Origin of the sequence: Dawidia cretensis (assembly GCF_018598175.1) — a bacterium.
Lineage (GTDB): Bacteria > Bacteroidota > Bacteroidia > Cytophagales > Cyclobacteriaceae > Ohtaekwangia > Ohtaekwangia cretensis.
In genome coordinates, this window is record NZ_JAHESE010000006.1 from 190,009 (window position 1) to 202,423 (window position 12,415).

Sequence of the window (12,415 nt, forward strand, 5' to 3'; positions counted from 1 at the left end):
TAGTCAATCCTCCTGAGTTTAATGCAAGCCGGTGATATTCTGACATCACCGGTTTTTTTTGAGTATTTATTATTTCATAGGCAAATCATTTCATTTTAAGTGGTGGACTTTATTGACAACCTGCACTATTGATGACAACATTGGCATCAATAATTTCATAGCTGGCGCCGATCGTTTCACATATTATTTTGAGCTTGTCACGCAGGGATTCCGACCCGAGCGGAGCCGTTATATAGCAGTTCTTCATAACCTCCTCATTGAAGATTATTTCAACTCCGTATGCAGACTCAATCGTCTGAAATGCCCTGGCAATCGGCACATTGTCAAATACAAAGTCCCTGGGTGCGATCCCGGTCGCGCCCAGAAACTCAGGAGATTCGATCAATGTCTTTTCAAATTGACGATTCTTTCGTTCATATGTAACTTGCTGATTCGGCAACAGTATGACCCCGCCCTGCTTGTTATTTTTGATAACATCAGTCGGTGCAGAGACAGATACCTTGCCGGTCTTCACAGACACGAGAATATTTTCGCCGTTTTCAGGAGACTCTACGCGGAAACTGGTTCCCAATACCTTGACTACGATTTCATTGGAATGTACAATGAATGGTTTATAGGGATTCTTTGTCACCTTAAAAAAGGCCTTTCCAAACATGTATACCTGGCGGGAGGAGTCATTCAAAAAATCCTTTTTATACTTCAGCTTACTCTTACTCTCCAGCACGATCGTACTTCCGTCTTCTAATTGAACTTCCAGCGGCTGGTCCGTTTCGTTTATTCGCTCGATGAAGTCATCACCCTGCTGATTATACGCAGACGGATGCTGATCATTGACGACCAATCGTGACTCAAACCAAAACACAACGGATGCAGAAAGGAGAAGAACGGAAGCCAGGACTACTGCCCATGTCATTTTTGAAACAGTACGTTGGTGAGAAGGCTCCGTTTTCGCTTCTACCCTATTCTGGATTTTAGCCCACATGGAATCAACCTGCGCGCCGTCGTAGTCAATCTCTTCCGCTGCCTTCAGGTTAAGGACTAACGTCCGGGCTTTGTCAACTTTTTCCTTTATTTCAGGATGCGTAGAGATATATAAGTCCCAATACTTTACAGCTTCGGGATCTGATTGTTTGACCCAATCTATAAAGCTTTCATTTGAAGCAAGATCTTCAACGGTGAGATTTTTGTGGTCCATTCGGTGTAATGTAGTTCTACTTGCTAAGCGCTTTCAAACATCTAGTGCACGAAATGGCGGGGTTTTACTCTCCTAACTCAAAAAAAATTTAAGAAAAAGAAAAAACTGGTGACAGACACCTTAAGATTAAGCTTGAGCTTGCGGATGGCTAAAAAAATGAAGTTGGCGGCCGACTGATAGTTTACGCCCATTATCTTCGCAATTTCCTCGTTCGAAAAGTCATGATAATAGCGAAGATTGATCGCTTCCTGCTGCCTTTTGGGCAGTTGCTTGATGAGCGTTCGGAGGTTTTCCATTTGCTCCGACTGCACCTCAAAGCGTATCAATTTGCTTTCGTGCGAAGGAGAGGCGAGGTTTTCGAACAACTCAAGATCAAGTGTATTGGTAAAGTCGTTTGATTTTGTATTCCGGTAAATTTTGTAGCGAAGCGCCTTGAATAGATACAATTTAATAGAGTTGGGCTCCGTGATGCGCTCGCGGGTATTCCATAATTCAAAAAACAAATCCTGAATGCTATCCTCTACAAGCGTACGGTCCCATGAGATCTTGCTGCCGTAGTTAAGCAATGCCCCCGCATAAATGCGGTATAAGGCGGCAAATGCCGTCTTGTCTCCGCCTTTAAATGAACGCCAGATGTTATCGTCGAGCTGCGTATCGCCTTTGGACATGCTACACAGTTTAAGGGTACTTCCATGCAAGTTAAAATAAAGTTCCGTTTCCGCAAACGATTTTTCGTAGCTTTAAAGCGTAACGACATCCCATGCTCAAACACACATTTGCCTGGACCCTTACTCTGTTGCTGTGCTCGCTCAGCTTGTTCTCTTGCCGCCATGCTTCGGAGAATAAACACTATACCATTGGTTTTTCGCAATGTACCGGTGGTGATGCCTGGCGGAGGCAGATGCTTTCAGCGATGAAAGGAGAGCTTCTCTTCCACCCTGAGATTGAATTGCAATATCGGGATGCACATGGCGACAACGCCAGACAGGTTAACGACATCCGCGACCTTGTCAAGAATGGCATTGACCTGCTGATCGTGTCACCCAACGAGGCCAGCCCAATCACGCCCGTGGTGGAAGAGGTCTTTAAAATGGGAATCCCCGTCATTGTAGTCGACCGGAAGATCAGCTCCAGTTTTTATACGGCTTACATCGGCGCAGATAACTATGAGATCGGCGAGCTGGCAGGGTCATACGTTTCGGAAGTGCTGGGTGGCAAGGGTAAAATTATTGAGATCTGGGGCCTGCGCGGATCAACGCCTGCCGTGGAAAGACATAAAGGATTTGTACACGCACTGTCAGGCTTTCCAAATATAGACGTTGTAGCCGAGTTTGATGGTGCCTGGGAGATTGATACAGTCAAGCATGGACTGGCTGCAGCGACTACGCAAGCGACCACGGTAGACCTGGTGTTTGCGCATAACGATGTAATGGCCTACGGTGCTTACGAGGTCTTTAAAGAAGCCCGACCCGGTAATGATACAAAGTTCATTGGCATCGATGGCCTGCCGGGGCCAGCGGCAGGAATCCAGCTCGTCGACGACAAGATCTTGTCTGCAACGTTCCTATACCCCACGGGCGGCGAAGAAGCGATTCGCACCGCGAGCAAGATTCTAAAGAAAGAGCATTTCGAAAAAGACAATGTACTGCTCAGTACAGTCATCGATCCAAAGAATGTTCGCGTCATGAAACTGCAAACCGATAAGATATCGAGTCAGCAGGCGGATATCGTGCGGCAGCAGGAGAAGATCAATGAGCAGGTCAATGCCTATACCAAGCAATCTGTGCTTATTTATATACTGTTGGCCAGCCTGGTGGCAACGATCATTGGGGGCGCTGCCGCAATCCTCGCCTGGCGTGAGAAGAAAGAAATAAACCGGCAGCTTGAAGCCAAGCGAAACCAGATACTCGAGCAGAAGAATGAGATCGCGGAAATGGCAGAAAAAGCTGAGCTGGCCACACAGGAAAAGCTGAAGTTCTTCACGAACATTTCCCACGAATTCAAAACTCCCCTGACCTTGATCCTCGGTTCGATCGATGAGATCATCGCAAAAAATACCGCCGACAGAGTAACGTCAACCGACAACCTCCGGCTCATCCGCAAAAACGCTATCCGGCTGTTGCGGCTGGTAAACCAACTGATGGACTTCCGGAAGATCGAGGACCGGAAAATGCCGCTACGGGCCAGCGAGCTGGATCTCGTAGCCTTTATCGAAGAGGTCATGGCGGCTTTCAATAAGACGGCCGCCCGGCGCAACATTCGGTATACGTTGCTGGGCAATGCTGATCGACTGCTGGCGTGGTTTGATCCCGATAAGCTCGACAAGGTGATCTTTAACCTACTGTCGAACGCGTTCAAGTTCACCCACGACAACGGAAAGATAACCCTGACCATTTCGGTGGATGAATCTGGAAAGAATGCCGTCATTTTTGTAGAAGATAACGGCGTGGGCATGTCGAAAGACGATGCAGACCATGCGTTCGACCGCTTTCATACCGGCGAGCATTCTGCCGGCACGGGCATAGGGCTGTCGTTGTCAAAAGAGTTTATGGAGCTGCACCATGGCAGCCTGATGCTGAGCAGCGAGCTGGGAAAGGGGACGCGCTTCTGTATTATGTTGCCGCTGGGCAAAGTCCATTTGTCAGACAACGAGATCGCCAGTCGCGACGTAGCCTTTGTACACGACATCGACTACGAGGCCATAGCCGATGACACACACCTGCCTGCCGCAGAGATCGACGTTGAAAACGACGTGACCATCAAGGAGCACACTATTCTTATTGTGGATGACAACCAGGAAATGCGTTTCTTTATTCGAAAGAAATTGCAGCCGTTCTATAATATACAGGAAGCACAAGACGGCGTTTCGGCCCTTGACAAGGCTTTCAGCACGGTGCCCGACCTGATCATTTGCGATGTCATGCTGCCGGGTAAGAACGGTATCGATGTGACCACCACCTTGAAGAACGATTTGCGAACCTCGCACATACCGTTAGTCATGCTCACGGCGCGAGGCTCTATTGAGCACAAAATTGAAGGTGTGAAGACCGGTGCGGATGAATATATCGCCAAACCATTCGTTTTTGAATATCTCAGCGAACGTATCAAGGCCTTGATCAAAAGCCGCAAACTGCTGCGCGACCACTACATTCATGGCCTGAATGTCAGTACCGTTACCACCGCCCCCGGCAACCTCGACCGAAAATTCATCAACGACTTTACCGCACTGATCGAAAAGAACGTAGCCAACGCCGACCTGGCGGCCAACGAGATTGCCCATGAGCTCGGCATGTCCCGGGTACAGGTATATCGCAAAGTCAAGGCCCTGCTGGGATTCAGCATCAACGACTACCTGGTAAACGTACGACTCCAGAAAGCAAAATACTTGCTCATGAACACGGATAAAAGTGTTGCGGAGATAGCCCAGGAAGTCGGCTTTTCATCTCCGGCCTATTTCTCAACCATCTTTAAGAATAAAGTGAGACAGTCGCCTACAGAGTTCAGGTCGAATAAAATGAACCTGCACCCCACGAATTGAAACAAATTTAGAAGGCTGGAACAATATTAGAAGTCAGTGCCCGCATTTCCCAACCCGGATTTGCATCAATAGCCTGCAAGCGCGCTGCGCTGCATGCGTTTGCGACGGTTTCTTCTTTTATAAAAGATTGATCCAATTCTGAAAAATGTTGGTACTTCATCGCAAACCGTATTCCGGTTGCGCCGATACTTTGCAAGAAACTTCCTGTGATGAAAAAAGTTCTTACCTGGTCAGCGATCGCTGCGTTTGGCGGTTTTCTTTTTGGACTCGACACTGCCGTTATCTCCGGAGCTGAGCAAAGTGTGCAGCGGTTGTGGAACCTGAGTGTTTTCGAGCACGGGTTCACCGTGTCCATTGCGCTTATCGGCACCGTGATGGGTGCCATGCTCGGAGGATATCCTTCCGACAGACTGGGGCGACGAAAAACATTGTTCTGGATCGCCGTGCTTTTTCTCATCTCCTCGCTGGGTTCGGCGCTCGCCATCGATTGGTACACATTCCTGATGTTCCGCTTCATGGGTGGCATTGCCGTCGGGTGTTCTTCTGTAACCGCCCCCCTGTATATCAGCGAAATTTCGCCCGCATCGCATCGCGGAAGGCTCGTGGCCATGTTCCAGTTCAACGTGGTACTGGGCATTCTCATCGCATTTGTTTCCAACTACCTCTTACAAGACGTCCATGCCAATGCCTGGCGATGGATGCTCGGCATCCAGGCGCTTCCATCAGCCGCTTTTCTGGTGGCCGTCTTGTTCATACCCGAAAGTCCGCGCTGGCTGATCTTCAAAAAAGGAGCTGTCGAAGAAGCAAAAAACATTCTCCGGCAGATCAATCCCGCACAGGCAGCGGCCGAGCTGCAGGCCATTCAGCAGGCATCCACGCGGACCGCCCACGGCGAGCGATTGTTCTCGAAGAAATACGCGTTCCCGATTGCGCTTGCGTTTCTCATCGCATTCTTCAATCAGGTGTCGGGCATCAACGCGATCATATATTATGCGCCCCGAATCTTCGAAATGACCGGCATGGGTGCTAACGCTGCATTTCTTTCAAGCGCCGGAACAGGCCTGGTGAATTTTATTTTTACACTCATTGCCATCAACGTGATCGACCGGTTTGGAAGAAGGAAACTGATGCTGATCGGCTCCGTCGGGTTGATCATCACACTGGCTATCGTAGCACGGGCCTTCTACCTTTCCGACTTCGGCAGGTTTATCGTGCCGTTAAGCTTGTTCCTATACATAGCGTTTTTCGCATTTTCGCAAGGGGCTGTTATCTGGGTCTTTATTTCCGAGATCTTCCCCAATGAAGTGCGTGCGCAAGGTCAGGCACTAGGAAGCTTCGTTCACTGGTTCATGGCGTCGGTGATCGCCTTCAGCTTTCCGTATATTACTGAAACACTGGGCGGCGGAAATACATTCCTCATCTTCGCGGGCATGATGGTCCTGCAACTGATATTCGTGATCCGGCTTATGCCCGAAACACGCGGAAAGACGCTGGAGCAGGACGTGGTGCTGAGCGAAAGAAGCGCTCATGACGACGTACCACAACTTGCAGAAAAAGGCTTGAGAACAGGCAAATAAAAAACAGAAGCAAATCTAAACACATGAGACATATACTTATTACAGTGTGCTGCATGGCCTTCGTATGGGGCGCACTTGCTCAAACACCTCCCGAGATTAAAAAAATAAAGATCAGGAAAGGCGATCTATACCTGAACCTTCCCGTCAACGCTGCCGATCCGTCAGTAGAAGCTACCGTTACGGTTAACGGCAAACTACTCGACCGCTTCACGATCCACCTAGCCAAAGGAGCCCCCCAGTTCTGGACGTACGTCGATGTATCGGCATACCAGGGAAAGACATTGCAGGTAGCACTGAAAGAAAGTGATGTTAAGGCCACGGCAAGCGGCCGGTTGAATAACGTCGTGGCGGGTGCTACGTATCCCGGCCAGGACAGCGTTTACAAAGAGAAGGCTCGCCCCCAGGTTCATTTCTCCGCGCAACGTGGGTGGATCAACGACCCCAACGGCCTGTTGTATCACGACGGTGAATATCACCTGTTCTTCCAGCACAACCCGTACGGATGGCCGTGGGGAAATATGCACTGGGGACATGCCGTCAGCACCGATCTTCTCCACTGGAAGCAGTTGAAAGAAGCTATCTTTCCCGTAGTGAAAGAAGGCGTTGTGGACGACGCCGCATTCTCCGGCACAGCTACTGTTGATCCCGACAACACCGCGGGCTTCCGCAAGAACGGTATAGATCCGATCATCGCAACGTACACCAGCACCGGGCGTGGCGAATGCATTCAACTTAGCTATGACAACGGCAGGACGTTTGAAGACTATGCCGGCAATCCCGTCTTGAAACACCGCGGCGAAGGCCGTGACCCAAAGGTATTTTGGTATACCCCTGGCAAACATTGGGTAATGGTGGTATGGGATGCGAGCGTGCCCAAAAAGATGAGCCCGGGACAGGAAGTCATGGTACGCGAGCATTCAATCTATACCTCTCCCGATCTGAAAAAGTGGACGTACCAGTCGGGCGTAGAAGGATTTTTTGAATGCCCCGATCTCTTCGAGCTGCCTGTGGAAGGAAAGCAGGGTGTGAAGAAATGGGTCATGTATGACGCCAATGGCCGCTACGTTGTGGGCGACTTCAATGGTAAGGCATTCACCGTAGAGCAGCACTTTACAAAATATGAGCACGGCGGAGGACACTTCTACGCCGCGCAAACGTTCAATCATGCACCCAACAACCGGAGAATCCAGATCGGCTGGGGTCGGGATATCACGCATCCCAATATGCCTTTCAACCAGGCCATGCTGTTCCCCACAGAGCTTACCCTTCGAATGACAGATTCGGGTTATCGCCTGTGCCCTACCCCGATCAAAGAGATCAGCACCTTGCACAAAAACAGCCAACGTGTGAGCGACCAGGTGGTAAATGCCGGTAACAATGCCAGCATAACCGTAGGCGCGGATGCCCCTGTGCACATCGTGGCGGAGTTTGAGCGCGGAAATGTACCGATGGTATTGAATATATTTGGAAACGAGATACGGTTCGATAACGAATGGATCTTTTCAGCCACCACCACGCGAAACGAGCAACCTGTGATATATGCGCCTAAGTCTCCCATCTTCAAAATAGAAGCGATCGTCGACAAGAACATGCTGGAGTTTTTTATCAACGACGGCGAGCTATATTATGTAACAGCATTCAATGGCAGAAAGAACGATAAAGTAGAAGCGCTGGCGACCGACCGTGATCCTAACCGTAAGTTCCTTGTCAAAAAGCTGGAGGTTCACGAGCTAAATTCGATCTGGACCACGAAGTAATCCGCTATGAGCATTCGTTCCTTAGCATACGGTGAGATCCTGTGGGATATCATCGAAGGCGAACCCTTCCTGGGAGGGGCGCCTTTTAATTTCGCAAGCCACCTGGCGCGATTTGGCGCCACATCGTATATCATTTCGCGCGTGGGCGATGATGACCTGGGTAAAAAGGCCACTACCATGGCCCTTCAATACGGCGTCGGCACACGCTATATCCAGCAAGACGCAACATTGCCGACGGGGACTGTAGAGGTAATACTGCAGAACGGCCAGCCCGACTATACCATCTTTGAGAACGTTGCCTACGATAATATTCAGTATCAGGAATTCGCGGAGAAGCCGGACACTGCCAGCTTCGATGTATTTTACTTTGGCTCGCTGATTCAGCGAAACAGCGCGTCTGCGCTAACACTGAAAGGCATTTTGAGCAACTATTGCTTCCAACACGTTTTTTATGACGTCAACTTACGGAAAGGCGGATACTCAAAAAGCATCATTCACGAATCGCTTTCCAAATGTACCATCCTGAAGCTGAACATCGACGAGGTGCCCGTGGTATCGGAAATGCTTTTTGATCAGACACAAGATCTCAAGAGCTTTGCTGAGCAGATTTCCAAAAAATATGAGATCTCCGTTGTTATCATCACTGCCGCCGACAAAGGGTGCTTTGTATTTCACCAAGGTATACTTCACGAGGTGGCGGGCATTCAGATCGAGCTATGCGACGGCGTCGGAGCAGGCGATGCTTTCAGCGCTGCCTTCGTCTATAGCTATGTGAACGGAAAGAATGTTGCGGAGGCCGCCCGGATCGCCAATCGCATAGGTGCCTTTGTCGCCAGTAGGCAAGGCCCCATACCGGATTATCCGGACGAGATCATTCATCTTGTCACAGCCTCCTGACAGGTTTATATAATCTCCAGGATCATACGTATACCCCGCTAACCGGCGGGGTATTTTTTTGCCGTACAACTCCTCTTCCGGGTTGTTACACCGTGCTTCCAGCGTTGTTACTTCCACGCGTGATACAAAACTCGAAGTATGTATCAATTTCAAAAGCCCCGGCATTCAAAAACAGCAGTATACCGATTTAGAAAAGAAGATTCTATGCAATCGTTGGCGGAATTTCCACTAAACGTGCACACTTGGTCCAATACTGAAAAACCTTGATACAAGACGGAACATGGATCGCTGCCGGGCGCTATACTTTTGATCGTCTTCGTACCCCTATCATAACTCCTAAACTCTAAACCTATGAATGTAAGAACTTTACTAGTAATGCTTCTCACCTTCGCGATGCCCTATGCGGCGCTGCCCCAGTCGATGGTCACCGGCACGGTAACAGAAGCCGGCTCCGGTCAGGGCTTGCCCGGGGTTAACGTCTCCATACAAGGAACAAGCTCGGGAACGGTGACCGACGCCGACGGGAAATTTTCCATCGCCGCCTCTTCTAACAATGTGTTGTTGTTCTCCTTTATTGGCTACAAAACCCTGCAGGAAAAGGTCGGCGACAGAACGCTCATCAACATCGAGCTGGCCGCCGACGTTTCGGAACTCGACGAGATCGTCGTTACCGGCTACTCCACACAAGAAAAGAAAGATCTGACCGGCGCTGTATCGGTTGTAAAAATGAATGAGATCAAAGACATGCCAACCGCAAACCCGATGAGGGCGTTGCAGGGTCGCGTACCCGGCGTAACGGTTACCGCCGATGGTTCGCCCGGCGGTGTTGCCACCGTACGGATCAGGGGTATCGGCACGCTCGGCAACAACGATCCGCTTTATATTATTGATGGCATGCCAACAAAGAATGGGCTCGAGCAGATAAACCCTGCAGACATCGAGTCCATGCAGGTTTTGAAAGATGCTTCCTCCGCCACGATCTATGGCTCCCGGGCGGCTAACGGTGTGATCATCATCACGACCAAAAAAGCCAAAGCAGGTTTCAGCAAGGTGACATTCAATTCTTCTCTGTCGACGCAAAACTATACCACGCAGCTCGATATGCTCAACACACAAGAGCGTGCGCGCGTATATTGGCAATCGGCTGTGAACGATGGCGCCGATCCGAATAATCATCAGATCTATAACTTCGATTGGACGACAGTAGACGGCACGCCGGTATTGAACGGGGTAATCCTGCCGGAGTTCATTGATGCGCAGCAAACCATGCGGCCTGCCGATACCGACTGGTATAACGAGATATCGCGTACGTCGGTGATTCAATCGTACGACATCTCGATTGCCAACGGTGGCGATAGAAGCAGCACATTCTTCTCGCTCAGCTATTTTGATAATAAAGGTATTGTCAAAGAGTCGCAATCGAAGCGCTATACAGCACGGTTGAATTCTGAATACAACTTTTTTAATAAAAAGCTGAAGGTAGGTGAAAACCTCATGGCGACACACTTTATCAATACCCTTATTCCCATAAACGATGTGATGTATACAGCCCTGGTGCAACAAACGCTTGTGCCTGTACATACTATGACGGGCGGTTGGGGCGGCCCCGCACCCGGCATGAACGACCGCCACAATCCTGTCCGGCTGATCGAAGACAACAAACAAAACAAGGGGTACTTCGTCCGGCTGATGGGCAATGCCTATGCCGATCTGGAAGTTATTCGCAACCTTCATCTACGAACGAGCTTTGGAATAGACTACCAGACAAATTATGAACGCACCCTACGGAAGTCGTACGTTTCGGGTTTCCTTTCAGACCCCTCCAACCAGGTCAATACCAAACAAGATGTGAGCGGAAACTGGGTGTGGCAGAACTCGCTTACCTATGATCTCGAGCTCGGCAAGAATGCCTTCAACTTCCTGTTAGGGTCCGAAATGATCCGGTACGTGGGCCAGGATTTTTGGGCATCACGCAGAGGATATGCACTGGAAAACATCGACTACGCATATCTCAATCCAGGGTCTTCTAACAAAGACAACGGAGGCGGCGGATCAAGCAATGCATTGTTGTCGCAATTTGCCAAGGTCAACTACTCCTACGACGACCGTTACCTGGCGTCTGTTACCGTTCGGAGAGATGGATCTTCACGTTTCGGAAGCGACAACCGCTACGGTATCTTTCCCGCGTTCTCCCTGGGGTGGAGGCTAAGCGAAGAACGATTCATCCAGGAGAACCTTCCCGCCGCAAGCAACCTGAAGCTGCGGTATGGCTGGGGAAAAACCGGCAACCAGGAGATCGCCAACAATGCCACCAATACTCTGTATGAATCCGTTTATGCAACAGACGGTATCTGGAATTTCGACCGCGGCACAGCCTACGACATCGGCGGCGCAGGTACAGGGCAGTTACCCACAGGCTTCGCGCTGATCCAGCAGGGAAACAGCGGACTGAAATGGGAGACTGCCATTCAATCGAACTTCGGTATCGACTTTGGATTCCTGGACGAGAAAATTGCGGGCTCCGTTGATTACTTTATTAAAAAGACCTCCGACATTCTGATTGAGCCGGCCTACCTGGCCGTTATTGGTGAAGGTGGCAAACGATGGGCAAACGGCGCATCCATGGAGAACAAAGGCATTGAAGTGTTGCTCTCGTACAGCGAAACGATCAACGATGTGAGCTTCACCATCACCGGTAATATCTCTACCTATCGCAATAAAATAACCAGGCTCCCCGACGAAATATTGGGTTCCTATCCGGGCAACGGCACCGACAAGACAATCTTGGGCCGTTCCGTCAATTCGATCTTTGGCTATGTAGCCGACGGGATATTTAAATCACAGGACGAGGTAGAAGCACATGCCGAACAGGTAGGCAAAGGCATTGGACGTATGCGGTATAAAGACCTGGATGGAAACGATGAGATCACTGACCGCGACCGGGACTATATCGGTATTAAAGATCCAAAATTCAGCTACGGTCTTAATGCTTCGGTGACCTATAAAAATTTCGACCTTAATTTCTTCTGGCAGGGCGTTCAGGGCAACGATGTAGAGAACTCCTACAAGACACTGACAGACTTTCCCACACTCTGGGCCGGAAGCAACTGGGGCGCCCGATCACTGGATGCCTGGACGCCGCAAAATCCAAACTCAACTATCCCGGCCGTTACGCTCGTCGATTCCAACAACGAGGGAAGAGTATCTACCTACTTCGTCGAAAACGGGTCTTATTTAAAGCTTCGGAATGTACAGCTGGGGTATACCGTAAAGGGATTGGCCAAGACGGGCATTCAAAACCTCCGGTTCTATGTGCAGGCGAACAACCTGGTCAACATCAAGAGCAACTCATATACCGCACCCGATCCCGAAAACGCGGGTAATGCATATCCCATACCGGTTATTTATACCGGCGGCCTCAACCTATCCTTCTAAACTACAAAGACACTAT

General features: G+C 49.8%; 8 protein-coding genes. 5 read left to right on the forward strand and 3 right to left on the reverse strand.

The features are described 5' to 3' along the window. Positions 1 to 109: 109 nt before the first annotated feature. Together KK062_RS09360 and KK062_RS09365 are read right to left on the reverse strand one after the other, a co-directional pair. Positions 110 to 1,195, reverse strand: a complete 1,086-nt coding sequence (locus KK062_RS09360; protein ID WP_254084021.1) for a FecR family protein — start codon at positions 1,193 to 1,195, stop codon at positions 110 to 112. 77 nt (positions 1,196 to 1,272) lie between these two features. Then, positions 1,273 to 1,863 carry an RNA polymerase sigma factor gene (locus KK062_RS09365; protein WP_254084022.1) on the reverse strand — a complete coding sequence of 197 codons (591 nt, stop codon included), beginning with the start codon at positions 1,861 to 1,863 and terminating at the stop codon, positions 1,273 to 1,275. Positions 1,864 to 1,955: 92 nt separating this feature from the next. Between KK062_RS09365 and KK062_RS09370 the strand changes: the two genes are divergently transcribed. Then, positions 1,956 to 4,733: a hybrid sensor histidine kinase/response regulator transcription factor gene (locus KK062_RS09370; protein WP_254084023.1), complete on the forward strand. Its 2,778-nt coding sequence runs from the start codon at positions 1,956 to 1,958 to the stop codon at positions 4,731 to 4,733. Between the two features lie 7 nt (positions 4,734 to 4,740). Here KK062_RS09370 and KK062_RS09375 read toward each other — a convergent pair whose 3' ends face one another. Next, entirely contained in the window at positions 4,741 to 4,893 is a 153-nt protein-coding gene (locus tag KK062_RS09375; RefSeq protein WP_254084024.1) for a hypothetical protein, read from the reverse strand. A 49-nt stretch (positions 4,894 to 4,942) separates the two neighbouring features. On the opposite strand from KK062_RS09375, the gene KK062_RS09380 reads away from it, so the two are divergent. The 4 genes from KK062_RS09380 (at position 4,943) to KK062_RS09395 (ending at position 12,399) form a co-directional block, all read left to right on the forward strand. Continuing rightward, positions 4,943 to 6,310 carry a sugar porter family MFS transporter gene (locus KK062_RS09380; protein ID WP_254084025.1) on the forward strand — a complete coding sequence of 456 codons (1,368 nt, stop codon included), beginning with the start codon at positions 4,943 to 4,945 and terminating at the stop codon, positions 6,308 to 6,310. Positions 6,311 to 6,333: 23 nt separating this feature from the next. After that, complete coding sequence (locus KK062_RS09385) at positions 6,334 to 8,067, forward strand: glycoside hydrolase family 32 protein (RefSeq protein ID WP_254084026.1); 1,734 nt, start codon at positions 6,334 to 6,336, stop codon at positions 8,065 to 8,067. Between the two features lie 6 nt (positions 8,068 to 8,073). Beyond that, positions 8,074 to 8,964 (forward strand): carbohydrate kinase family protein, encoded by an 891-nt coding sequence (locus tag KK062_RS09390; protein ID WP_254084027.1) that lies wholly within the window; start codon positions 8,074 to 8,076, stop codon positions 8,962 to 8,964. Positions 8,965 to 9,315: 351 nt separating this feature from the next. Beyond that, positions 9,316 to 12,399 (forward strand): SusC/RagA family TonB-linked outer membrane protein, encoded by a 3,084-nt coding sequence (locus tag KK062_RS09395; RefSeq protein ID WP_254084028.1) that lies wholly within the window; start codon positions 9,316 to 9,318, stop codon positions 12,397 to 12,399. The last annotated feature ends 16 nt before the right edge of the window (positions 12,400 to 12,415 follow it).